This window comes from Caulobacter hibisci (assembly GCF_016135805.1).
GTDB classification, from domain to species: Bacteria; Pseudomonadota; Alphaproteobacteria; order Caulobacterales; family Caulobacteraceae; genus Caulobacter; species Caulobacter hibisci.
This window is the reverse complement of the sequence record NZ_JADWOX010000019.1, coordinates 27,723-50,949: the sequence shown is the minus strand read 5'-3', so window position 1 is coordinate 50,949 and position 23,227 is coordinate 27,723. Positions and strand designations below refer to the sequence as shown.

Here is a 23,227-nt window from a genome sequence, read left to right as displayed (position 1 = left end):
GAAGTTGAAGCCGTGATACGGTCCCATCGACGCCCAGACGGGCCTGGAGGCGACGATGACCACGACCCTGACCCTGCAGCAGCAGGCCTTCTGCCTGTCGTGGCTGTCGAACGCCTCGGGAGACAAGGTCGACACCCTGGCGCGGCTGGCGGCCCATGTGGCCCAGTCGGTGACAACCTTCGTCTCGGACAACGCCGGCGGCGTCGCCGACTGGACGATCGCCTGGGGGCCGGTCGCCTCCAGCCACGAGGGCGACGATCCGACCGCCCTCTACTACGCCGACAACCTGCTCTACGCGGCCAGCGCCTCGGTCGACGGCGCGCCGCACCTGGTGGTGGCCATGGCCGGCACCAACGAGGACGACGCCTATGACTGGCTGGCCGAGGACTTCGCGATCATCCGCCAGATCGACTGGCCCTACGGCAATGGCGGCTTCGACGGGGCGGCGGCGCCGAAGATCTCGCACGCCACGGCCACCGGGGTCGCCGACCTGCTGGCCATGAGCGACCCGAAAGCCGGCGGCATCCAGGCCTTCGTGACCGCGTGGGCCAAGGCCAATCCGGGCGGCACGATCATCTTCACCGGCCACAGCCTGGGCGGGGCGCTGTCGCCCAGCCTGGCGACGGCGGCGATCGGCCTGAACGGCGGCCCGTTCGCCGACATCACCCACCTGACCCTGCCCAGCGCCGGCCCCACGCCGGGCAACCCCGACTTCGCCGCCCTCTACACGCACTTCTTCCCGCAGCCGACCGACGGCGCGACGATCCCGTTCAACACCGACATCGTCAACCAGCACGACATCGTGCCCACCGCCTGGAACGACGTTCGCCTGCAAGGCTTCTTCACCAACACCGGGGACCTGGCCTTCAAGCTGGAGATGGACGTGCTGCTGACGGCGATCGACGGCCTGGCGCACGGGCTGATCGGCTTCAACGACTACCAGCCGATCGTCCACCAGACCTTCGCCGCCAGCCCGCCCGACGTCGACTATACGAGCCTGCAGGGCTATTTCGGCCTGATCGTCGCCAACCACCTGGCGGCCTATCCGACCTATTTCGGGGTCGACGCCGCCCTGAACGAGACCACCCAGGTCATGACCCGCGCCACCCTGCGCCAGGTGCAGACTCACGCCAAGCAACTGACCGCGGCGGCCAAGGGACAGGCGGCGGCGGCGCCGCCCACCCCGGCTCCGGCGGCAAGCTAGGCGGCTTTTGCGCGGACCGCGAAAGTTGCGCTTTCGATCTCAACCGGAGCATGGAAGGCTGAGGGCATGAAAACCGCCCTCACCCTCGCCCTCGTGGCCGCCGCCCTGGCCGCTTCCGGCTGCACCGACAGCAAGCGCGCCCGCAACGACGCCACCTGGAGCGACCGCTCGGCCGACATCACTTGCTGGTCCTACGGAACCGAAACCTTCAAGGGCCGCTCGACCGGCAAGGTCGAGCATGACGACGGCCGCGTCTCGTTCGTCGACGCGGCGAACAACCGCTACACGACGATCGATGGCGAATGCCGGGTGGTCTACGAGGCGTCGAAGGGGTGATGGATTTCTGATCCCTCTCTCTGAGAGAGAGGGAGGGGCCCATGGCGAAGCCATGGGAGGGTGAGAGGTTTCACCGTCGGCGGGGAAACCTCCATCCTTTCAGCGCTTATCGAGCGAACCGAGGGGATCACCCTTCGTCGGACACCCTTCGCCGAGCTTCTCTCGGATAGTTTGTTACCTCTCACCCTCCCACGCCTTCGGCGCGGGCCCCTCCCTCTCTCAAAGAGAGAGGGATCACGGCGCTTTCCCTTGCCCCACCACCCGTGACCACATAAGGCATATACGAAACGTATATGATCGAGGCATCCGGATGGGCATCGTCAACATCGAGGACGAGCTGCACGAGCAGCTGCGGCGGGCCAGCAAGGCGTCGTATCGGTCGATCAACGGCCAGGCGGCGTTCTGGATCAGGATCGGCATGCTCAGCGAGCTCAATCCGGGCCTGACCTTCCAGGAGCTGGTGGCGCGGGAGCTGCGGGAGGCCGGCGTCGATGCGCCCGACCTCGTGGCGCCCGTCCCATGACCATCGAGCACGAGGACCAGCTGGAGAAGCTGCGCGTCATCGGCAATCTGGTGGCCCGCACCCTGGCGGCCATGGGGGCGGCGCTGGAGCCGGGCATGACCACCAGGGAGCTGGACGACATCGGCCGCGCCCTGCTGGAGGCCGAGGGCGCGCGCTCGGCGCCGGAGCTGACCTACAACTTCCCCGGCGCGACCTGCATCTCGGTGGGTCCCGACTGCGCCCACGGCATTCCGGGCGACACGGTGGTCAAGGCCGGCGACCTGATCAATATCGACGTCTCGGCCGAGCTGGACGGCTATTTCGGCGACACCGGGGCCAGCTTTGCCGTGCCGCCTACACCTAGGCGCATCGAGCGCCTGTGCCGCGACGGCCGGCGGGCGATGTGGGCCGGCATCCGGGCGGTCAAGCCCGGCGGGCGGCTGAACGAGGTCGGCCGCTCGATCGAGGCCTTCGCGGCGAAGAACGGCTACAGCCTGGTGCGCAACCTCGCCAGCCACGGGGTCGGCCGCTCGCTGCACGACGAGCCGCGCGAGATCCCCACCTGGAACGAGCCGCGCGACCGCCGCACGATCGCCGAGGGCCTGGTCTTCACCATCGAGCCGTTCCTGTCGCTGGGCGCCGACTGGGTCGACGAGCTGGACGACGGCTGGACCCTGCGTCCGCCCAAGGGCCAGCCCACGGTGCAGTACGAGCACACCCTGGTGGCGACGCGGAACGGACCGCTGGTGCTGACGCTGGTGTGAGCCCCTTACGGGCGCGAGAAGCGCCGCCAGCGCTGGCGAAGCGGCGGCAAAGGCTCTATCTGCACGGCCATGCTGATGGTCATCTCTCCCGCCAAGTCGCTCGACTTCACCGCGCCCAGCGCGGTGCTGCCGCTGACGACGCCGGCCCTGAAAACCCAGATCGCCGAGCTGGCCAAGGTCACCCGCAAGCTGACGGCCGCCGACCTGCGCCGGCTGATGCACATCTCCGAGAAGCTGGCCGACCTGAACCGCGAGCGCTTCCAGCACTTCGACCCGCAGGTCGAAGAGGGCCTCCAGGCCGTGATCGCCTTCAACGGCGACGTCTATGCGGGCCTGGCGGCGCGCGAGCTGGACCGTCCGGCGCTGGAATGGGCCCAGGACCACCTGCGGATCCTGTCGGGCCTCTACGGCGTGCTGCGGCCGCTGGACGCCCTGCAGCCCTATCGCCTGGAGATGGGCACCCGCCTGAAGACCAAGCGCGGCGCCAACCTCTACGACTTCTGGGGCGAGACGATCGCCAAGACCCTGAACGAGGCCGCAGCCGGCCATACCGATCCGACCCTGGTGAACCTGGCCAGCCAGGAATATTTCGGGGCCGTCGACGCCAAGGCCCTGAAGCTGCCGGTGGTCACCTGCCACTTCAAGGAAGAGACGGCCGGCGCCTACAAGGTGCTGGGCTTCTACGCCAAGAAGGCGCGCGGCCGCATGGCCCGCCACATCATCGACGGCCGCATCGACAAGGCCGAGGACCTGAAGGGCTTCGACCGCGACGGCTACCGCTTCCGGCCCGACCTCTCGACCGAGGCCGACTGGGTTTTCGCTCGCCCGCACCCCTGAATTCATCTAGTGATGAATTCATAGCCTCTCGTTCTTTCGCAACGGCGGGCTATATGTTGCGTTGCAACAAATAAGGGGCGGCGAGGCCGCCTGGCAGGAGCGCGTCATGGCGGTTGATTTCGGGTTGCAGGGGCAGGTCGCGATCGTCACCGGCTCGACCAGCGGCATCGGCCACGCCCTGGCCGACGCCCTGGCCGGTCAAGGCGTCAACATCGTGCTCAACGGCCTGGGCGAGATGAACGCCATCGAGCGCACCCGCTCGGAACTGGCCGAAAAGCACGGCGTCGAGGTGCTGTATCACGGCGCCGACATGACCAAGCCGGTCGAGATCGCCGACATGGTCAAGGCCGCCAAGGCCGAGTTCGGCGAGCTGGACATTCTCGTGAACAACGCCGGCGTGCAGCACGTGGCCCCCGTCGAGGAATTCCCCGACGACAAGTGGGACCTGATCATCGCCATCAACCTGTCGTCGGCCTTCCATGCCAGCAAGGCGGCGATCCCGATCATGCGCGAGCAGGGCCGCGGCCGGATCGTCAACATCGCTTCGGCGCACGGACTGGTCGCCTCGCCCTACAAGTCGGCCTATGTCGCCGCAAAGCACGGCATTCTCGGCCTGACCAAGACCATCGCCCTGGAGACGGCCCAGCAGGGCATCACCTGCAACGCCATCTGCCCCGGCTTCGTGAAGACCCCGCTGGTCGAGGCCCAGATCGCCGACCAGGCCAAGGCCCGCGGCATCAGCGAGGAGGCGGTGATGAAGGACGTGATCCTGGCCGCCCAGCCGACCAAGCAGTTCGTCACCTTCGAACAGCTGGCCGGCCAGCTGCTGTATCTGGTCAGCGACCTGGGGGCCTCGGCCAACGGCGCCTCCTTCGCCATCGACGGCGGCTGGACGGCGCAGTAGCGCCCTTCAGGGATTGGGGGCGACCTTCTGAGACGAAAACCTCGTCCTTCGACAGGCTCAGGATGAGGTTTTTCTATCGCCCGGCCCGTTGGATGGGCCTGTAACTGGTCCTCATCCTGAGCTTGTCCCCCGGGTCCGACCGTAGGTCGGCCCGAGGATAAACTCCGGACGAGGACCAAGCACCGAGGTCGCCGACATGCCCATCCCGCCGCTGAGGAAGAAGCCCAAGGGGCCCCATCCCATCAGCCTGGCGCTGCAAGGGGGAGGCTCGCACGGGGCCTTCGAGTGGGGGGTCATCGACCGGCTGCTGGAGGAAGACGGCCTGGAGATCCAGGCCATCACCGCCGCCTCGGCCGGGGCGATGAACGCGGTGGCCTACACCTCGGGCCTAATCGCCGGCGGACGCGAGGGGGCCAAGGCCTCGCTCGACAACTTCTGGAAGCAGGTCAACCGCAACGGCGGCCGCAACGTCTTCGGCGACACCAGCATCTGGACGAGCGCGTTCGGGGGCGCCTTCGGGGGCGCGACCGACTGGATCAAGAACACCCCGGGCTGGCGAATGGCCGAGACCCTGGCCCTGTCGTTCAGCCCCTACGAGTTCAACCCGTTCAACCTCAATCCGCTGAACGACATCCTCGACGAGGCGATCGACTTCAAGGCGTTGCGCGAGCGCTCGCCGGTCAAGCTGTACATCGCCGCCACCGCCGTGCGCACCAGCAAGGCCAAGGTGTTTCGCGAGACCGAGCTGACCGCCCGCCACGTGCTGGCCAGCGCCTGCCTGCCGCAGGTGTTCCAGGCGGTGGAGATCGACGGCGAGCCCTATTGGGACGGCGGTTTCCTGGCCAATCCGCCGCTGTGGCCGCTGTTCTACGACAAGACCCCCGACGACATCCTGCTGGTCAGCCTCAACCCCTTCGTCCGCGACGAGACGCCCAAGACCCCGGGCGAGATCATGGACCGGCTGAACGAGATCACCTTCAACGCCGCGTTGTCCTCAGAGCTGCGCGCCATCGGCTTCGTGCAGAAGCTGCTCGACGAAGGCCTCTTGAAAGACAACGCCCGGGGACGCTATCGGCGGATGCTGCTGCACGCCATCAAGGCCGACCAGCCGCTGGCCGACCTGTCGCTGGCGTCCAAGTTCAATACCGAGTGGAGCTTTCTGACCGACCTCAAGGCCCGTGGGCGCAAGGCGGCGGAAGACTGGCTCGGCGAGTGCCTCCCCCAGGTCGGGGAGCGCTCGACGGTAGATCTGAAGTCTGGTTTCGCATGAACACCCCCGCCCCGACCCCCTCTCCCACCGCCGGCGTCATCTGCCTGCGGGGGCGTGAGGTGCTGCTGATCAAGCGCGGCACCCCGCCCCGCCTGGGCCAATGGAGCCTGCCGGGCGGGCGCATCGAGTTCGGCGAGACGGCGGAGCAGGCGGCCCTGCGCGAACTGCGCGAGGAGACGGGCGTCGAGGCCCGGCTGCTGGGCCTCATTGATGTCGTCGACGGCGTCTTCACCTCGCGCGAGACCGGCGAGACCACCCGCCACTTCGTGATGTTCGACTACGCCGCCGAATGGACCGGCGGCGAGCCCGTGCCCGGCGACGACGCCGCCGACGCCCGGTTCTTCACCCGCGAGGAGGCGATGGCGGCGGTGGAGTGGGACCTGACGCGGCAGGTCATCGAGCAGACCTACGCGCTGTTTGGGCGATAGGTGGGGCGGATGCGCCCAAGCCGTACAGAGGCGCTTGCAACACGCCAGAGACGCCACCGGCCGCCCTGTCAACTTATGGTTCAGGATCGCGCCAGAGACTGCTAGACTTCGCCAATTGGTGTTGGGAGCAACCCCGTGCTGCGGCGTCGATGCCTTGCCCTGCTCGCGTCCGGCGGCGTTCTGCCCCTGCTCTCGTCCTGCACGGCCTATTACGGCGAGACCACGACCGTCGGCTCGCCGATCTATATCCGGAGCAATGTCCCCGACTGCCCGGTCAAGGATGTCGCGCTCGCGGAACCCACGGTCGGCCTGTTCATAGGGATCAGCAACTACCAGCCGGGCGCGGGGGTCATCTCGACACCGGCCCATTTCATCGGCGCGAGCCTCTTTGCCGGCATCTTCTCGCGGGCCGGCGAACTGACAGGCCCAAGCGCCTACGCCGACGCGCGCCTCACGGACATCATTCCCACCAGCCGGCTGCCGAAGACCAGCGCCGATCCCTCCAATGTCGTGAGGGTGATGGGCTACGGAAGCGGCGGCTCCGACGCCCTTATCCGGCGCGCGGCCATCCTCGGCGCGCTGGCGACCGCGATCGCGGACGCGGAGAAGATGCGGCAGACCCAAGGCCGCGTACGCCTCGTGATCTACGTCGCCGCGCACGGACTTCTTGGCGCGGACGGGAGACCCAGCTTCCTGCCGGGCGACGCCTCGGTCGACGCGCCGTCCACGTGGATAGCCTATGGCGACGTCGTCGACGCCGTTAAGGCGTTTCTGGCCGGGAACGCGCCTGGCGAGGCGACGCACAGCGCGCTCCTCATCTTCGACACCTGCCAGAACACCCGCGGCGCGGCGCCATCCGCGCCGGCGAGGTTCGCCGCGACTCCCGGCCTGGTCCTGGTGCAGTCCGCCGCGCCTGGACAGTATGCATGGCATTGGACGGCGAGCGCGACTGCCGACCAGCACGTCGAGGTCGTAAAGGAGACCAGGCTCGGCCTTGGCCTCCCCCCGCCCGAGGCGCGCGGCGACATTCATCGGGAATTGGCCTCGACCATGAGCGTGCTGCCGCTTGCGAACCAATGCGCCGTGGCCGCGCGGGCGAAGGCGCTGAAGGCCCAGGTCGGCGGGCGACAGGTCATTTCGGTGCAGGACTGGTTCGAGGCCACCAAGACGATGGCCGACGACTACCTGTCGCAGATCCCTGAAATGCAGCGCCTTGGCCGGACCCAACAAGTCTCCATGGTGGCGACGGACGCGGACGCCGCAAGGCCCTTGTTCATCGTTGGAGGACCCGGAACGTGAACATCGGCAGCCGAGGATGGGGCGCCAAGCGAGGCAAGCCCCTGGTCTTCCCGATCGCCGTCTGCGCACTGTTGGGCGTGGCCTCGCCCCTGAGCGCCAAGCCGCCTGCCGACACCATCGTGCTGAAGGGCGGGACGGGAGACACGGTCGAGATCAGCACGACCGGGCCGTTCGCCGACCCTCATGCGACCCAGCTGGCCCAGGATATCCAGGCCCTCGACCAGCAGATCGCGAAGATGCGCAAGCAGAAGGCCGAGCGCGACCCGGCGGCGGCCGAGGTGAAGGCCGAGATGCTCGGCATCGCCGTCGACGCTCGGGACGACGCCCTTTCCGAGCTCGACCTGGCCCTGGCGGTGGCCCGCAAGACGTCCGCAGGCGCCCTTGACCCCGACGCCGTCGCCAGAGCGGACGCCGACGCCCGTGCAGCCAAGACCGTGCTGAGCTCCCGGGCCCCGAGCAGCATCGCCGTGACGACGTCCATCTCGACCTCCGTGACGGACGCGACGCTGCACTACATGAGCGCTCAGAAGCACAGGCAGCGTTCGACGGAGTGGTCGTCCTACAGCGACGGCGAGCGCATGCGCATCGGCCGCTATGTGTTCAGGGTGAACCCCGCACGGGCCGGCGCGCCTGGGTACGAGGAGTTCGTGCTGGTGATCTCGGATCCCACCCGCAAGCGGCTGACGCCAATGCAGGCGCCCAACCCGTGAAGCTCACAGACTATCTAAGCTCGTTCAAATCGATCTGGGCGGCGGCCGCCATAGCGGCCGGAGCCGGCCCGCTCGGTCTGTGGGCGGCCGATCTCGAGCCTCCCTGGCCCACGTCGGCCGGCAAGGTCGCCACGCTCTTCTGCGCGGTCGCGATCCTGACGACGTTCTTTGCGAATGCGTCGACCGATCGGCCCGATCGCCGTCGGCGCGGCTTGGCGGGCGTGGCCTTGCTGGTGCTCGGCTCGTGCGGCGTGGCCGGATACCTCTGGCTCTACAGCCAGTTCGTCGTGCAGGACTCGATCGAGCTCGGCGGTCGGAGTGAAGTCGTCCGGGCCATCGTCGGCAGCGAGCTTCGACCCGAGCTGAGGGCCGAAGCTGAACATGTCACCAATCTCGATCTGCTGCGGGACGCCCTCTACGATCCGGAACAGGTCTGGACGCCGCGGTCCGTCAACCAGATGCGCCTCTCGCTGCTGGCCGCCTTCGTCCTGGGCTTCGTCGCCATGACGCTCGGCGCCGGACTGCTGGCTCACCATCCCAGCGCCAAGAGCGGCAGCAGGGCGAAAGCCGGCGCGCCCAATCCTGGACCCGCAAGTCCAGAATAACCCTTTGAAAAATGAGGACTTGTCGAACCCTGGCTTCAGTGAGACGCTTCTTCCGTGACCGGCAGTCCTGACGTCAGATCGGGACATCGGCTCACGAGGAAACGAGAGAGATGACCCCGCAAGACATCGTCGGCCTGGCCCCACCGCGCGGTTTCCTGGCGATGCTGGCCGTCATGCTGGCCAGCATGGCCGCCTGCTTCTGGACGCCGGAACTGGACCCCGAGCGGATCCTCGACGAGGACCGCTGAGGCCCGCCTAAGGCCGATAAATCCCCCAGCCGTGGCAGCCGCGACGCGGCTCGCCAGCCTGGCCTTGGGCGTCGATGCACAGCAGGTTGGCCGGCGGGCCAGGGCTGTCCGGCGTCGAGATCCACTCCACCACGCCATCGTGCACCCCGACCAGGGCCGCGTCGCGCTTGTCGGACAGGTTGCGGGTCGGCCAGCCGCCCAGGTCGATGGTCAGCACGCCATAGCCCGGCCGCGCCGAGGCCTGCCAGCGCAGGCCGTCCTGGCCGCGCGCGAAGGCGGCCGGACCCTGGGGCAGGCGCATGCCGACCGCCAGGCCGGCCAGTGTGGCCGCGCCGCGCTCGCGGGCCCGCGCCCGGTCGCGGTTCATGCCCGGCAGCTTCACCGCGAAGGGCAGCAGGGCCAGGCCCTGCATGTCGCTGTGGGTCAGGCCTCGCACCCGGTCCTTGGCCGGCGCGGCGATCACCGGCCGGGGCAACGGGGCGCAGTCGACCGACAGCCGCTCGGCAGGGTCGAGACGGCCCCGCGACCAGCGCCCGAGGAAGGCCTCGCCGTCCTCGAGCGGCAACTGGCCGAAGGCGGCGACGAACGGGCTGGGCGTCGCCTGGCGGGTCCAGCGGAAATAGGCTTCGCGGTCGTCCAGGGACGGGGCCGGCGGCTTGGCGGCGCGCCTGGCCGGCCGCAGCGCCCCGGCCAGCCGGCCGTCGCGGAAGGCCAGCACCGGATCGCCCACGGTCAGGGTCGCCGGGCCGGAGGCCAGGCGGGAACGGCAGACCGGGGTCTCGGGATCGCGCGGGGCCTCGCCATAGGTGCGCCAGACCGCCCGCTGGCGGGCCTGCCGGGGGTCGGACAGCAGCTGGTCGAGGGTGAGATAGGCGGTCGTTCCGCCGTCCTCTGCGACCTCGAAACCGCGCTCCATCGGCGTGTCGGCCGGCGCGCCGGTCAGCCGGGCGCGCACCTGGGCCGGGGTCAGGCCGACCAGCTCGCCGATCGTCGCCTCCCCCGCCAGCGCCTGGGCCGCGCTCGCCGCGAGCAGGGTGGTGGCAAGCGCGGCCAAGGCCGCGCCTCGTCCGATCCGTCCAGGCGCCCCGTTCATGCCGGCCTCCCAGTCGCCGCAAAAGCGCACTCGAATTCCATACACGCTCAACGTAAGTGAGTAAACACTTGCATCATGCCCTCGCGGCACGCTTGCCGCCCCTGCGGAGGGGCGCACTCTGATCCCAAGGGCCCCGTCCACCAGACCAGAGGGCCGACCAAGGGAGACGCCGCCATGGCCCTGCGCACGCCGATCTGCGACCTGCTGGGGATCGACCACCCCATCCTGCTGGCCGGCATGGGCGGGGTGTCCTACGCGCCGCTGGCGGCGGCCGTCTCCAACGCCGGCGGCTATGGCGTGCTGGGCATGGCCGGAACCTCGCCCGACTTCATCCGGACGCAGATGCGGCAGGTGAAGGCCCTGACCGACCGGCCGTTCGGCGTCGACCTGCTGGCCGCCACGCCCGACGCCCTGACCGCCAGCGTCGAGGTGATCATCGAGGAGGGGGCCAGCGCCTTCATCGCCGGCCTGGGCGTGCCCTCGCCGATCCTGGCGCGGCTGCACGATGCGGGGCTGAAGGTGATGGTGGTCTGCGGCACGGTGCGCCACGCCCAGAAGGCCCGGGACGCCGGCTGCGACACGGTGATCTGCCAGGGCGGCGAAGGCGGCGGCCACACGGGCCTCGTCGGAACCCTGCCGCTGGTCGCCCAGGCGGTGGAGGCGGTGGACATCCCGGTGATCGCCGCCGGCGGCCTGCACGACGGGCGCGGTCTGGCGGCCGCCCTGGCCCTAGGCGCGCAAGGTGTGTGGATGGGCACCCGCTTCATCGCCAGCGCCGAGGCCCATGCCGGCGCGGTCTACCAGGAGGCCATCCTGGCCGCCCGCGACGAGGACACCGTCCGCACCCGCTGCTACTCCGGCAAGCCCATGCGGGTGAAGGCCAACCCATACGTCGAGGACTGGGAAGGCCGGCCGGGCGAGATCCAGCCGTTCCCCTTGCAGGCCATGGCCAGCGTCCAGGCCGGGGTGCTGGGCGGCATCGGCGGCCAGACCGAGGGCCTGGACCCCGACCGCTCGTGCCTGGCCATGGGCCAGAGCGCCGGCGGCATCAGCGACGTGCGCCCGGCCGGCGAGATCGTGGCCAGCCTGGTGGCGGAGGCAGAAACCGCCATTCGGCGCACAGCGAAGCTGCTCGCCTGAGGCGAACTTCGCAAAATGCAGCCTGAAGTGACGATTTTCACACAGGGCGCGCAGGGGTTGCGACTAGGGTCCGACGGCTTGGCCATGGGGCGCCAGGCTCAGGGGCTCGCCATGAACTACCGCACCGTCAAGTGCTACACCCGCGCCACCGGCGCCTTCGCCGGCTATCTGGGCAGCTACGAAAATACCCTCTACCTGTTCCAGTCGACGAGCGAGGCTTCGGCCGTCAAGTGGACCTATCGCGACCACGACCTCTACCTGGCCAAGGAAGAGAACGACCGCTGGCTGGGAGAAGGCCGCAACAACTACGCCGGCTGGGGCCTGGGCTCGACCTGGTACGCACCGGTGCTCTACAACGACGACAAGTCGATCTCGCTGAAGAGCGCACCCGACCGCCACCTGCGGGGTCCCGACAGTGACGGCTACCTCTACTGGTCGGCCGACGACAGCGCGACCGACATCCTGACCTTCGAGCTGATCGAGCCCGCCGCCTGGATGAAGCACATTCCCGGCGAGACGCTGCTGAGCGCCATCAACATTCCCGGCACCCACGACAGCGCCGCCATCAACGAGACCTGGACCACCTTCTATTCCTGCCACGACCGGACGATCAGCGACCAGCTGGAGGGCGGCGTGCGCCTGCTGGACGTGCGACTGCAGATCGTGCCCACGGTCTCGCCGACGGGCGGCGACACCTACAGCTTCAACACCTGCCACGGCGACCACGGGCTCGGCTTCGACTTCCACGTCTACGAGCCGCTGGCCGAGCTGTTGGCGACCTGCAGCGACTTCCTGAGCCGCAACCCGTCGGAAGTCGTCGCCATGTCGCTGAAGATCGACGATCAGAACGGCGTCGCCGACACCGACCTGCCGAGCGTCCTCGACACGCTGCTGGGCTTGCTGGGCAGCTACGGCATCGCGCCCTTGTCCGGCCAGATGCGGTCGCTGGCCAACGTGCGCGGCAAGGTCTACCTGATCGACCGGATCATCCCCGACCTGATCGATCCGCAGCGCCAGCCGCAGCTGGCCCAGCCCATCGTCACGCAGATCGAGAACGACGACTTCGGCATCCCGCTGGCCATGCCCGACAACACGCCGGGCGCCGGCCTGCCGCCCAAACCGCCCAAGCGTCCCTTCCCGCTGTACGTCCAGGACCAGTACAAGGATCTGCCGATCGGCAATGCCGAGGTCGAGAAGTTCGGCCTGTTCGTCCAGGCCCAGGCCTTCAAGCCGGCCGACGGCCTGCTGATCGATTTCGCCAGCGCCACCCAGCTGGCGCTGCTGGGCGTCTACATCCAGGACAAGGTGGTAGCCTATATCGACTCCAACCGCCCGTCGTCCTTGGGCTGGTGCCTGTTCGACTACGAGGAGCGTAGTTTCCAGACCACGCTCGGCATGGCCAGTCCCGTCGAGATGATCATCGCCTCGAACTTCGGATACCCGAGCTGAGGCCTCAGCCGGCGCTGGCCGCCACCTCCGGCAGCAGCTTCCTGAAATGGGCCTCGACCTGGCCGTGGCATTCGCAGGCCCGGCGCTCCAGCTTGCGGCGGTCGAGGATCTCGACTCGACCGCGGCGGGTCTGGATGATCCCGTCGGCCTGCAGCACCTTGGCCGCGGCGGTGACGGTGGTGCGCTGCACGCCCATCATGTCGGCCAGGGCCTCCTGGGTCAGACGCACGATGTCCTCGCCGGCCCGGTCGTGGGCGGCCAGCAGCCAGCGGCAGCAGCGCTGCTCGATGGTGTGCAGGGCGTTGCAGGCCACCGATTGCATCATCTGGGCGATCATGGAGTCGGCGTAGCGGGTGAAGAGGTCGCCCAGGGCCGGAAAGCGCTGGCGCATCTCGTCCAGCCGCGCTGTGGGCACGACGAAGGCCGGCCCGGGGGCCTGGACCACCGCCCGGCCGTAGGCGGGCTTCAGCCCGCCGCTGACGACGCCGCCCAGGGCGCCCTCCCAGCCGACGGTGGCGGCCTCGACCTCGCGGCCGTCGGGCGTGACGACCAGCAGCGAGACCATGGTCGGCCGGCAGGGCAGATAGGTGCTGCGCACGTCCTCGCCGACGTCGAACAGCACCGTGCCGCGCGACAGGGCGGTCAGCGACATGGCCGGTTTCAGCGCCGCGCGGGCCTCTTCAGGCATGGCCAGCAACAGCCGGTTGCCGGCATAGGCGTGATGCACCCGCTCGGCGCGGGGGTCGCGATCGGTCAGTTCTGCGGAATCGGCCATGACGGCATCCAACGGCGGCGCTTGCTCACCGTTAAAGCGCGCGGAGAGGACCTTTCGTTGCGTGCGGTCCCTCGCGCGCCTTCAACCGGATAGGCGTCAACTGAGCAGGGTGGGCCTGTGAAGCTGGCCCGTCTCGTCCTGCAGGTGCATGCGCACCGGTATGCCGACGCCTGTGGCCTGTTCGGCCAGGCGCACGGCGGCCTGTTCGGCTTCCCGGCGGCTGCGATAGGCCCCGAACCGGAGCTGGTCGCCGATGATGGTCCACCGGTCGCCCACCTGGACGACGCCGTAATGCACTTCGGCCATGACACGTCCTCCCTTTCTCTGTCGGAGTGGTCGTTTCTCGCCGCCCCTGACTTATCCACAAGCCTGATCCCGATCCTTGTCGATAGCAAGGCCCTGAAGAGTCTAAGTTTCGACTCCAAAGAGGCAAGCGCGGCTGTGGATAGTCCCTGGGTTGTGTTCGCTCGACGCGGGCGCGGCGATGACAGGCGCGGGGCTTCGGGCGATAGTGGCGTCATGCCCGCCGCCCGCCCCGCCGCCTTGCTTTTCGCCGCCCTGCTGGCGGTCGCGCCATCGCTTGCGCCCGGGCTTGCGACCGCCCAGGACCGCGGACCGGCCGAGCGCCAGCGACTGCTGGACCTGGCCTACGCCATCGGCCAGAGCCACGCCCTGCGCCAGGCCTGCGAAGGGATCGGCGACCAGTTCTGGCGGGCGCGCATGGTGCGGCTGACCGAGGTGGAGCAGGCCGACCAGGCCTTCGACGGCCAGTTGCGCGACCGCTTCAACGGCGGCTACGCCGCGGCCCAGGCCGCCTATCCCGAATGTGGCCCTGAGAGCCGCCGGGCCGAGCGCCAGGCCGCCCAGCGCGGCCGGGCCCTGGCCATCAAGCTGTCCCAGACCGTGCGGATCAACGAGCAAGCGGCGCCGGATTCCATGGCGGACGAGCGAGGGGCGCGCTAAGTTCCACCCATGGGCGCAAGGCGACTGGCGGCAAGGTCGCCGGGCCGCGCTTCGGGAGGCGTTCGTGACCGCTTTTCTGGTCCCCCTGGTGCTTCTGGTCCTGGCGATCGTGCTGGTCGTCAACGTCATCAAGATCGTGCCGCAGGGCCGCGAGTTCACCGTCGAGCGGTTCGGCCGCTACACCCGCACCCTCAAGCCCGGCATCAGCATCCTGACCCCCTTCGTCGAGGCGGTGGGCCGGCGGGTGAACATGATGGAGCAGGTGCTCGACGTTCCCAAGCAGGAGGTCATCACCAAGGACAACGTCTCGGTGACCGTCGACGCCATCGTCTTCATCCAGGTGATGGACGCCTCGGCCGCGGCCTACCGCGTCGACAACCTGATCTACGCCATCACCCAGCTGGCCCAGACCAACCTGCGCACCGTGGTCGGCTCCATGGAGCTGGACGAGGTGCTGAGCCAGCGCGACCACATCAACTCGCGCCTGCTGGCGACGATCGACGAGGCCACCAGCCCCTGGGGCGTCAAGATGGCCCGCATCGAGATCAAGGACCTGACCCCGCCGGCCGACATCACCAACGCCATGGCCCGGCAGATGAAGGCCGAGCGCGAGCGCCGCGCCGTGATCACCGAGGCCGAGGGCGAGAAGCAGGCCCAGATCGCCCGCGCCGAGGGCGCCAAGCAGTCGGCCATCCTGCAGGCCGAGGGCCGGCGCGAGGCGGCCTATCGCGACGCCGAGGCCCGCGAGCGGGAAGCCGAGGCCGAAGCCAAGGCCACCGCCTTCGTCTCCGAGGCCATCGCCCGCGGCGACGTCAACGCCATCAACTACTTCGTCGCCCAGAAATATGTCGAGGCGTTCGGCGAGCTGGCCCGCTCGCCCAACGCCAAGACCGTGATCGTGCCGGCCGACTTCGCCGGCCTGACCGGCACGGTGGCCGGGGTGAGCGAGCTGATCCGCTCGCTGGCCGGTCCGGACGCCCCCAGGCCCACGCCGGCGGCGCCCGTCCCCTCGCGGGCCAGCGCCGTGCCGCCGACCTCACGCAAGGGAGCCTGAGGCCATGACCGGCCTGATCGATTTCTACGTCGCCCATCCGTTCTGGCTGTGGCTGTCGATCGCGGCCGCGTTCCTGGCCGTGGAGGTCGGTTCGGGCACCGGCTGGCTGCTGTGGCCGGCGGCCGCGGCGGCCGCCGTAGGCGTCGTCGCCCTGCTGGCGCCCACCGACCTGCCGGTGGAGATCGCCCTCTTCGCGGTGCTGACCATCGTCTCGACCTACCTGGCCCGCCGCTTCCTGCGGCCGGCCCTGGCCGGTCCCGACCCCGACCTCAACGACCCCACCCTGCGCCTGCTCGGCCGCCCGGCCGAGGTGGTCGCCGCCTTCGAGAACGGCCGCGGCCGGGTGTTCGTCGACGGCAAGGAATGGGCCGCCCGGGTCGAGGACGAGGCCGAGGGCGACGCCGTGCCGGCGACCGGGACGCGGGTGTCGGTGGTGGGCGTGCACGGGGCGGTGCTGACGGTGCGGTGAGACCCGGCAAAGTGCGACGGCCTGGGCAGTTTCGAACCGACCCATGGTTAATCGCGGACGGAAGCCCGGCCTTCGCCGCCTGTTTTCATTGAACAAAATCCCGGCACGAAAACTGCACCAAAAGGTTGCAGAGAAGAGCCGAGATCCATCAATGCTTGTCAATTCCGCGACCAGCAGAGCCAGGCCCTACGCGGCGCCGGCGTCAGACGCTGTCTTCGCCGCACAGAAGTTCAATGAGGCCTCCAACCTGGCGGCCCGCATTCCGTCGCAGATTTCGACCGGCGTCCTCTTCAAGGACGGGAAGTTCACCGGGGCGGAGCAGCTGACCTCGCCGCAGACCCTGGCGACCCTCTTCCAGCTGGACGCCGACGGCAAGGTCATGCACGGCGACCTTGGCGTGCCGGTCATGAAGAAGGGCGTGCAGGTCAACACCACCCAAGAAAGCATGGCCACCCTGATGGCGATGTCCGGGACCCAGGCGGCCTGGACCGCGAGCGACAGCGCCAACGCGATGGAGCTGGCCAAGATCACCGACGACGACAAGGCGATGTTCCGCAAGGTTACCGGCTATAATCTCTTCGTCGCCGGCACGGGCGACATGATCGTCGACGACGAGGGCAACCCGCCGCCTCAGGACGAGCGCGGTCCGATCGATGAGCTGTACATCCGCCTGCGATACGCCCGATCGATCGGCCAGGAGATCGACGCCAACTGGTTCCATGGCGTCTCCAAGGACATCGCCGACTGGGGCGGACCGACCTTCCCTGCTGACTGGGACGCCAAGGCCGACGCCTGGTTTGACGACCTGCAGAAGGCCCGCGTGCAAGCCGAGGCCGTTGAGGAGACCGCGCCCGCGAAAGCGGTCGCCGCCAGCGCCGCGGCCGAGCCGTCGAACGCCGCCGGCCTGGGCGCCGCGCTCGCCGCCTACGGCCGCGCGACGCGATTGGCGGCCTAGGGGCCGCGCCGCGCGTCTCGCCCCTTTTACGAGGGTGACGTAAAGAACCCTGGCGCTTTCGGCCGCTCGCCCCCATCTGGCGCGGGACCGCACGCATCGAAGGGAACGACCGGGTGGACCCCATCATCAAGGTCTCGGGCCTGACCAAGACCTACGCCTCGGGCCATCAGGCCCTGAAGACCGTCGACCTGGAGATCAAGCGCGGCGAGATCTTCGCCCTGCTGGGCCCCAACGGCGCGGGCAAGACCACGCTGATCAGCATCATCTGCGGCATCGTGCGGCCCTCGACCGGGACCGTCGTCGCCGACGGCCACGACATCGCCCGCGAGTACCGTCCGGCCCGCACCAAGATCGGCCTGGTGCCGCAGGAGCTGACCACCGACGCCTTCGAGACCGTCTGGGCCACCGTCACCTTCAGCCGCGGCCTGTTCGGCAAGCCGGCCAACCCGGCCCTGATCGAGAAGATCCTTCGCGACCTGTCGCTGTGGGACAAGAAGGACGCCAAGATCATGACCCTGTCGGGGGGCATGAAGCGGCGGGTGATGATCGCGAAAGCCCTGAGCCACGAGCCCTCGATACTGTTCCTCGACGAGCCCAGCGCCGGCGTCGACGTCGAGCTGCGCCGCGACATGTGGGAGATGGTCCGCAAGCTGCGCGAGACCGGCGTCACCATCATCCTGACCACCCACTATATCGAGGAGGCCGAGGAGATGGCCGACCGGGTAGGGGTGATCCGCAAGGGCGAAATCATCCTGGTCGAGGACAAGAAGGTGCTGATGCGCCAGCTCGGCAAGAAGCAGCTGACCCTTCACCTGCAGGCCCCGCTGGACGCCGTGCCGGCGGGCCTGGACGAGTACGACCTGGCCCTGGCCGACGAGGGCCGCGAGCTGGTCTACAGCTTCGACGCCCAGGCCGAGGCCACCGGCATCGCCCCGCTGCTGCGCCGCCTGCACGCCGAGGGCGTCGACTTCACCGACCTCAACACCCGCCAGAGCTCTCTCGAAGAGATCTTCGTCAGCCTGGTGAAGGACCGGCCATGAACCCCCACGCCATCGCCGCCATCTATCGCTTCGAGATGGCCCGGACCTTCCGCACCCTGGCCCAGAGCATCGCCGCGCCGGTGCTGTCGACCTCGCTCTATTTCGTGGTGTTCGGCGCGGCTATCGGCTCGCGCATGACCTCGGTCGACGGGGTGCCCTACGGCGCCTTCATCGTGCCGGGCCTGATCATGCTGTCGATCCTGACCGAGAGCCTGTCGAACGCCTCGTTCGGCATCTACATGCCCAAGTGGTCGGGCACGATCTACGAGGTGCTGTCGGCCCCCGTGTCGCCGTTCGAGATCGTGCTGGGCTATGTCGGCGCGGCGGCGTCCAAATCGCTGATGCTGGGCGTCATCATCCTGGCCACGGCGCGGCTGTTCGTGCCGTTCGAGATCGAGCACCCGCTGTTCATGGCCGCCTTCCTGGTCCTGACGGCGGTGACCTTCAGCCTGTTCGGCTTCATCATCGGCATCTGGGCCGACAGCTTCGAGAAGCTGCAGATCGTGCCGCTGCTGGTGATCACGCCGCTGACCTTCCTGGGCGGCAGCTTCTATTCGATCGACATGCTGCCGCCGGCCTTCCGGACGGCCTCGCTGTTCAATCCGGTCGTCTACCTGATCAGCGGCTTCCGCTGGAGCTTCTTCGGCACGTCCGACGTGGGCGTCGGGATCAGCCTGGCGGCGACGCTGGGGGTGCTGGTGCTGTGCCTGGCGGTCGTGGGCTGGATCTTCAAGACCGGGTATCGGCTGAAGCAGTAGGCCGCCCTTCACCCCTCTCTCTTTGAGAGAGGGAAGGGCCCAGGCTTCGCCTGGGAGGGTGAGAGGTTATACCCTCTCCGAACAAGGCGCGGCCCGCCGCCAAGGCTAGCGGAAGGGCTCGAGATCCACCGACGAACGGTGAAACCTCTCACCCTCCCACCGCTTCGCGGCGGGCCCCTCCCTCTCTCTCAGAGAGAAGGATTTTAGCGCTTAGTAGCTGGCCTTCAGCGTGAAGGCGAAGGCCCGCGCGTCGCCGGGGGTGCCGACCACGAGGCCCGAATTGCCCGAGACCACGGTGATGTTCTGCAGGTACTCGGCGTCGAAGGCGTTGCGCACTGACACGAACGCTTCCCAGCCCGCTTCCGACTTGAAGCCGGCGCGCAGATTGACGATCTCGTAGTTCTTGATGATCGTGTACCGCGAGTCCGTGCTGTCGGCGTAGTAGCTGGAGCGGAAGCTGGCGTCGGCGCCGGCATAGACCTCGCCGGCCAGGCGCCCCAGGACCACGTCGCGGCGGTACTCGGCGCCGGCCGAACCGGCCCACTTCGACAGGCCCGGCAGCGGACGGCCCGACAGGTCGCAGGCGGCCGTCGAGGCGCTGACCAGCTCCAGCGGGCACGGCCCGTTGGTGAAGTCGGCGTACTTGCCCTCGGTCCAGGCCAGGTTGCCGTAGAACTTGAAGCCGCCGATCGAGCGGGTGGTGGCGTCCAGCTCGACGCCGCGCACCTCGACCTTCTTGACGTTGGCCAGGTAGCCGCGCAGAGCGCCCGGACCGCGATCGACGATATTGGCCTGGAAGTCCTCGACGTCGGTGGCGAAGGCCGCGACGTTGGCGGTCAGCAAGCGATCGAACCACTGGGTCTTCAAGCCGATGTCGATCGTCGTCACCTTTTCCGGACGGACCACGGCGGCCTGCAGCGACGGCGTGTTCGCGGTCGTCAGCGGCAGGGCGGTCATGTTGATGCCGCCCGACTTGTTGCCGCTGGAGATCGTCGCGTAGGCGTTGATGTCCTTGGTCAGGCCGTAGACCACGGCGATCTGGCCCGACCAGGCGCCGTCGTCGGTGCTGGCCGTGAAGCTCTGCGGACGGGCGATGCCCAGGCGGCGGTTGATCAGCGCGGTGTCGGTGGTCGCGCCGCCGCCGGTCGTGGTCTGGACGTAGGCGCCGTCCTTCTTTTCCTGGGTGTAGCGCACGCCGGGCGTGATGCTCAGGCGGTCGGAGACCTTCCAGGTCAGCTGGCCGAAGGCGGCGTAGCTGGTGGTGTCGATCGTGCTGTCGTTGAAAACCGTGTAGCCGGCGAGGATCGCGTCCGGCGTGCCGGTGCCCGGCAACAGCCAGTAGGAGGCGTCCGAGCCGTATTCGGTGACGCCGTGGGTCGTGACGTTCTGGTCGAAATAATAGAGGCCGACGGTCCAGTCGAAGGCTTCGCCGCCGTTGTTGGACAGGCGGAACTCCTGGCTGAACTGCTTCTGGTGCGAGGGGTTGTTGGAGCGGCGGGTGACGTCCAGCGCGGTGTAGTCGCGGTCGTTGCGCGGCTCCCAGTCCCATTCGCGGTGGGCGGTGACCGAGGTCAGGGTGACCGGGCCGAAGTCGTAGTCGGCGACCGCCGACAGGCCGTTGACCCACTGGTCGGCCTGGATCGGATCGTCGATGTCGGAGATGCGGTCATAGGGGTTGGTGCTGGCGACCTTGTAGTTCCGGTTGGCGGCCAGATAGGCGTACTGCTGCTCGACCGGCTTCTTGGTGGTCCCGACCGTCACATAGACCTGGGTGCAGCACTCGGGCTGCTGGACGGCGTAGTCGCCGTAGAGCTTGACCGTCAGCTTGTCGTTCGGGGTGAACTTCAACTGGCCGCGGTAGCCCGTGCTCGAGCGGGCGTTCTGCCAGGTGTTGCTCTTGGGATTGTAGAGGTCGCCGTCGCGCCAGGTGCCGACGAACGACAGGCGGCCCGACACCAGGTCCTTGATCAGCGGACCGGCCACCGTGGCCTTGAACTGGCGGAAGTTCAGGCTGCCGTAGCTGGCCTCGAGGTCGGCCTCGAATTCCTGGCCCGGGTCGCGGGTGGTGATGTTCAGGGCGCCGGCGGTGGTGTTCTTGCCAAACAGCGTGCCCTGCGGGCCGCGCAGCACCTCGATCTGCTGGATGTCGATGAAGTCGAGCGTCGCCGCCCCGGGGCGCGAATTGTAGACCTGGTCCACATAGATGCCGACGCCCTGCTCCAGGCCGTCATTGGCCAGGCCGTACGAGGCGCCCAGGCCGCGGATGGTCAGGGCGGTGTTGCGCGGGTTGGGCGACAGCACCTGCAGCGTCGGGACCAGCTGGGTCAGGGCGACGATGCTGTTGACGCCGGTCTGGGTCAGGGTCTCGGCCGAGGTCACGGTCAGGGCGATCGGCACCTCCTGGGCGCTTTCTTCGCGGCGGCGGGCGGTGACGAACACCTGGCCGACCAGAGAGGCGTCGTCGGCGACAGGATCGGCGGCGGGCGCGACGGCGGCGTCAGCGGCGGGCGCCAGGTCGGCGGCGTAGACGGCGCCGGCCGTGGTCGAAAGAAGCGCGCTCAGCAGGGCGGCGCGCGTGAGGCCCTTGGCCGACAGTCCGCCGAAAAGTCCGATGGTCACGAGATCCCCCTCGTTTTTGGATAACGCCATTCGGCGATTGAGGAGGGTGATAGTTACCTATTCCTATCGGTGAAATAGAGAATGGCTCCGCTAGGGGTGAGTTTTTCTGCGGCGTATACGGAGAGTGGGCGTCCGATGATCCCGCCCGGGTCTCGGCCAGACCGGGTCGGACGCTATCAGGAACCATGGAGATGGCGATGGGCCGATCGGCGATCGTGCTGGGCGGCGGCGGACAGATCGGGCGCGCGGTGACCCGCCGCCTGCTCGACGCCGGCTGGGCGGTGAAGGTCGTCGGCCGAGGCCGGCGCCCGCTTCCCGCCGCGCTGATCGAACGCGGCGCGACCTTCATGACGGCTGATCGGACGGCGCCGGACGCGCTGCGGCGCGCGGTCGGCGCCGGCGCCGACGCGCTGATCGACGTCACCGCCTATGACGCCGAGGACGGTAGGCAGTTGCTGGAGCTGCAACGCGACATCGGCGCCCTGCTGGTGGTCTCCTCGTCCAGCGTCTATCGCGACGCCGAGGGGCGAACCCTCGACGAGGCCCGCCAGACCGGCTTTCCCGCGCTGCCGGATCCGATCCCCGAAAGCCAGGCCGTCGTCGAACCCGGCGACGCCACCTATTCGACCCGCAAGGTCGCCCTGGAACGGGTCGTGCTCGACGGGGCGAGCTGTCCGGTCAGCGTGCTGCGGCCGGCGGCGATCCACGGGCCGGGGTCGACCCATCCGCGCGAGTGGTGGTTCGTCAAGCGCATGCTGGACGGCCGTCCCGCGATCCCGCTCGCCTATCGAGGGCGCAGCCGCTTCCACACCTCGTCGGTGCTGAACATCGCCGAGCTGGTCGCCGTCTGTCTCGACCGCCCCGGGACGCGGATCCTCAACATCGCCGATCCACAGGCCCTGAGCGTCGGCGAGATCGGCACGACCATCGCCCGGCGCATGCGGTTCGAAGGCGCCCTCGTCGGGCTGGACGACGATCGCTTCCCGGCCCCGGCGGGGCGCACGCCCTGGTCGGTGCCGCGCCCCTTCGTGCTGGACACCCGCGCCGCCGAAGCCCTGGGCTATGCGCCCGTCGCCGACTACGGCGCGACCACAGGCGAGATCTGCGACGACCTCGCCCAAAGGGCGGCCGGGCGGGACTGGCGCGAGGCCTTCCCGATCCTCGCCGGCTATCCGTACGACCTGTTCGACTATGCGGCGGAGGACGAGATCCTCGCGATCAGCCCCGCACGCCGCGCTCGATCCTGATCAGGTCCAGCACCCCGACGATCTGGCGGGCGCGCCAGTTGCTCAGCAGGTAGGAGATCGGGCCGACCGCCAGGGTCACGGCGATGCCGGCCACCAGGGAGGCGTTCTGGCGCACCAGGGCGCCGATGCTGTCGCCCATGACCTCGGCCACCAGGGCGGTCACCGAGATCGGCACGGTCAGGTAGGTGATGATCACCGCCCGCAGCATCTGCTCCTGCCGGCGGGCGTTGAGCGCGGCCAGGGCGGCCACGGCGTCGAAGGTCGCCTCGTCGACGCCGTCCAGCAGCGCGAAGGACCGGCGGGTCGAAGGGTTCTGGCGAAAGCCGCTGACGAAATCGACGCCCAGATAGCCCCAGGCGCCGGGCGTATAGAGGCTGGACGGCAGCAGGCTCCAGGCCGGGAAGTCGTCCTTCAGGCGCCGCCACAGGCCCCAGAACGCCGGCTCCGGCGCGGCCGCTCGCTCCACGGCCTCCACGACCTCGACGGCCAGCTTGTTCGCCCCCATGCGCGCCCCGATCAACCTTCACGCTAGACTGGCCGCGACCCTAGCGCTTTCGG

Annotated in this window: 26 protein-coding genes; 21 read left to right on the top strand and 5 right to left on the bottom strand. The window is 68.8% G+C overall.

The features are described 5' to 3' along the window. The first annotated feature begins 55 nt into the window (after positions 1–55). The 12 genes from I4Q42_RS21105 (at position 56) to I4Q42_RS21050 (ending at position 9,107) form a co-directional block, all read left to right on the top strand. Positions 56–1,204: a lipase family protein gene (locus I4Q42_RS21105; protein ID WP_198578065.1), complete on the top strand. Its 1,149-nt coding sequence runs from the start codon at positions 56–58 to the stop codon at positions 1,202–1,204. A 66-nt stretch (positions 1,205–1,270) separates the two neighbouring features. Next, a complete protein-coding gene (locus tag I4Q42_RS21100; protein WP_198578064.1) occupies positions 1,271–1,540 on the top strand; it encodes a hypothetical protein in 270 nt (89 codons plus the stop codon). A gap of 310 nt (positions 1,541–1,850) precedes the next feature. After that, entirely contained in the window at positions 1,851–2,063 is a 213-nt protein-coding gene (locus I4Q42_RS21095) for a ParD-like family protein (protein ID WP_198578063.1), read from the top strand. Beyond that, positions 2,060–2,806, top strand: coding sequence for a type I methionyl aminopeptidase (gene map, locus I4Q42_RS21090; RefSeq protein WP_198578062.1), 747 nt, complete (start codon positions 2,060–2,062; stop codon positions 2,804–2,806). The genes I4Q42_RS21095 and map overlap by 4 nt, the downstream gene beginning before the upstream one ends. A gap of 69 nt (positions 2,807–2,875) precedes the next feature. Continuing rightward, complete coding sequence (yaaA, locus tag I4Q42_RS21085) at positions 2,876–3,643, top strand: peroxide stress protein YaaA (protein WP_198578061.1); 768 nt, start codon at positions 2,876–2,878, stop codon at positions 3,641–3,643. Positions 3,644–3,749: 106 nt separating this feature from the next. Then, on the top strand, positions 3,750–4,547 hold the full coding sequence (locus I4Q42_RS21080; protein WP_198578060.1) for a 3-hydroxybutyrate dehydrogenase: 798 nt from the start codon (positions 3,750–3,752) through the stop codon (positions 4,545–4,547). A 196-nt stretch (positions 4,548–4,743) separates the two neighbouring features. After that, positions 4,744–5,817: a patatin-like phospholipase family protein gene (locus I4Q42_RS21075; protein ID WP_198578059.1), complete on the top strand. Its 1,074-nt coding sequence runs from the start codon at positions 4,744–4,746 to the stop codon at positions 5,815–5,817. Beyond that, the gene (locus tag I4Q42_RS21070) at positions 5,814–6,245 is read left to right on the top strand and encodes an NUDIX hydrolase (RefSeq protein ID WP_198578058.1); all 432 of its coding nucleotides are present in this window, start codon (positions 5,814–5,816) and stop codon (positions 6,243–6,245) included. The genes I4Q42_RS21075 and I4Q42_RS21070 overlap by 4 nt, the downstream gene beginning before the upstream one ends. 135 nt (positions 6,246–6,380) lie before the next feature. Next, a complete protein-coding gene (locus tag I4Q42_RS21065) occupies positions 6,381–7,544 on the top strand; it encodes a hypothetical protein (protein ID WP_198578057.1) in 1,164 nt (387 codons plus the stop codon). Then, positions 7,541–8,254, top strand: a complete 714-nt coding sequence (locus I4Q42_RS21060) for a hypothetical protein (RefSeq protein ID WP_198578056.1) — start codon at positions 7,541–7,543, stop codon at positions 8,252–8,254. The genes I4Q42_RS21065 and I4Q42_RS21060 overlap by 4 nt, the downstream gene beginning before the upstream one ends. Continuing rightward, positions 8,251–8,859: a hypothetical protein gene (locus tag I4Q42_RS21055; protein ID WP_198578055.1), complete on the top strand. Its 609-nt coding sequence runs from the start codon at positions 8,251–8,253 to the stop codon at positions 8,857–8,859. The genes I4Q42_RS21060 and I4Q42_RS21055 overlap by 4 nt, the downstream gene beginning before the upstream one ends. Positions 8,860–8,969: 110 nt before the next feature. After that, positions 8,970–9,107, top strand: coding sequence for a hypothetical protein (locus tag I4Q42_RS21050; RefSeq protein WP_198578054.1), 138 nt, complete (start codon positions 8,970–8,972; stop codon positions 9,105–9,107). A gap of 7 nt (positions 9,108–9,114) precedes the next feature. On the opposite strand, the gene I4Q42_RS21045 is transcribed toward I4Q42_RS21050, so the two are convergent. Beyond that, on the bottom strand, positions 9,115–10,161 hold the full coding sequence (locus tag I4Q42_RS21045; protein WP_198578053.1) for a hypothetical protein: 1,047 nt from the start codon (positions 10,159–10,161) through the stop codon (positions 9,115–9,117). 213 nt (positions 10,162–10,374) lie between these two features. Here I4Q42_RS21045 and I4Q42_RS21040 point away from each other — a divergent pair, with 213 nt between their 5' ends. Together I4Q42_RS21040 and I4Q42_RS21035 are read left to right on the top strand one after the other, a co-directional pair. Further along, a complete protein-coding gene (locus I4Q42_RS21040) occupies positions 10,375–11,340 on the top strand; it encodes an NAD(P)H-dependent flavin oxidoreductase (protein WP_198578052.1) in 966 nt (321 codons plus the stop codon). A gap of 111 nt (positions 11,341–11,451) precedes the next feature. Next, positions 11,452–12,789, top strand: coding sequence for a PI-PLC domain-containing protein (locus I4Q42_RS21035; RefSeq protein WP_198578051.1), 1,338 nt, complete (start codon positions 11,452–11,454; stop codon positions 12,787–12,789). Positions 12,790–12,793: 4 nt separating this feature from the next. Here I4Q42_RS21035 and I4Q42_RS21030 read toward each other — a convergent pair whose 3' ends face one another. Further along, a complete protein-coding gene (locus tag I4Q42_RS21030) occupies positions 12,794–13,564 on the bottom strand; it encodes a Crp/Fnr family transcriptional regulator (protein WP_198578050.1) in 771 nt (256 codons plus the stop codon). A gap of 96 nt (positions 13,565–13,660) precedes the next feature. Then, positions 13,661–13,870 (bottom strand): hypothetical protein, encoded by a 210-nt coding sequence (locus tag I4Q42_RS21025; protein WP_198578049.1) that lies wholly within the window; start codon positions 13,868–13,870, stop codon positions 13,661–13,663. Between the two features lie 213 nt (positions 13,871–14,083). Between I4Q42_RS21025 and I4Q42_RS21020 the strand changes: the two genes are divergently transcribed. The 6 genes from I4Q42_RS21020 to I4Q42_RS20995 all read left to right on the top strand — a co-directional run bounded on the left by I4Q42_RS21020 (position 14,084) and on the right by I4Q42_RS20995 (position 18,803). Then, a complete protein-coding gene (locus I4Q42_RS21020; protein ID WP_198578048.1) occupies positions 14,084–14,527 on the top strand; it encodes a TIGR02301 family protein in 444 nt (147 codons plus the stop codon). A 76-nt stretch (positions 14,528–14,603) separates the two neighbouring features. Next, positions 14,604–15,581, top strand: a complete 978-nt coding sequence (locus I4Q42_RS21015) for an SPFH domain-containing protein (protein ID WP_198578120.1) — start codon at positions 14,604–14,606, stop codon at positions 15,579–15,581. Positions 15,582–15,585: 4 nt separating this feature from the next. Further along, positions 15,586–16,050, top strand: coding sequence for an NfeD family protein (locus I4Q42_RS21010; protein ID WP_198578047.1), 465 nt, complete (start codon positions 15,586–15,588; stop codon positions 16,048–16,050). Positions 16,051–16,201: 151 nt separating this feature from the next. Then, positions 16,202–17,005: a hypothetical protein gene (locus I4Q42_RS21005; RefSeq protein ID WP_198578046.1), complete on the top strand. Its 804-nt coding sequence runs from the start codon at positions 16,202–16,204 to the stop codon at positions 17,003–17,005. A gap of 95 nt (positions 17,006–17,100) precedes the next feature. Continuing rightward, positions 17,101–18,045, top strand: a complete 945-nt coding sequence (locus I4Q42_RS21000) for an ABC transporter ATP-binding protein (protein ID WP_198578119.1) — start codon at positions 17,101–17,103, stop codon at positions 18,043–18,045. Next, positions 18,042–18,803: an ABC transporter permease gene (locus I4Q42_RS20995; RefSeq protein WP_198578045.1), complete on the top strand. Its 762-nt coding sequence runs from the start codon at positions 18,042–18,044 to the stop codon at positions 18,801–18,803. Before I4Q42_RS21000 ends, I4Q42_RS20995 begins: the two co-directional genes overlap by 4 nt. 210 nt (positions 18,804–19,013) lie before the next feature. Here I4Q42_RS20995 and I4Q42_RS20990 read toward each other — a convergent pair whose 3' ends face one another. Continuing rightward, on the bottom strand, positions 19,014–21,422 hold the full coding sequence (locus tag I4Q42_RS20990) for a TonB-dependent receptor (protein ID WP_198578044.1): 2,409 nt from the start codon (positions 21,420–21,422) through the stop codon (positions 19,014–19,016). A 191-nt stretch (positions 21,423–21,613) separates the two neighbouring features. Here I4Q42_RS20990 and I4Q42_RS20985 point away from each other — a divergent pair, with 191 nt between their 5' ends. After that, positions 21,614–22,669, top strand: a complete 1,056-nt coding sequence (locus I4Q42_RS20985) for an NAD-dependent epimerase/dehydratase family protein (RefSeq protein WP_198578043.1) — start codon at positions 21,614–21,616, stop codon at positions 22,667–22,669. Here I4Q42_RS20985 and I4Q42_RS20980 read toward each other — a convergent pair. Continuing rightward, positions 22,641–23,174, bottom strand: coding sequence for a hypothetical protein (locus I4Q42_RS20980; RefSeq protein ID WP_198578042.1), 534 nt, complete (start codon positions 23,172–23,174; stop codon positions 22,641–22,643). The two genes, I4Q42_RS20985 and I4Q42_RS20980, sit on opposite strands and share 29 nt — an antisense overlap. Positions 23,175–23,227 lie beyond the last annotated feature (53 nt).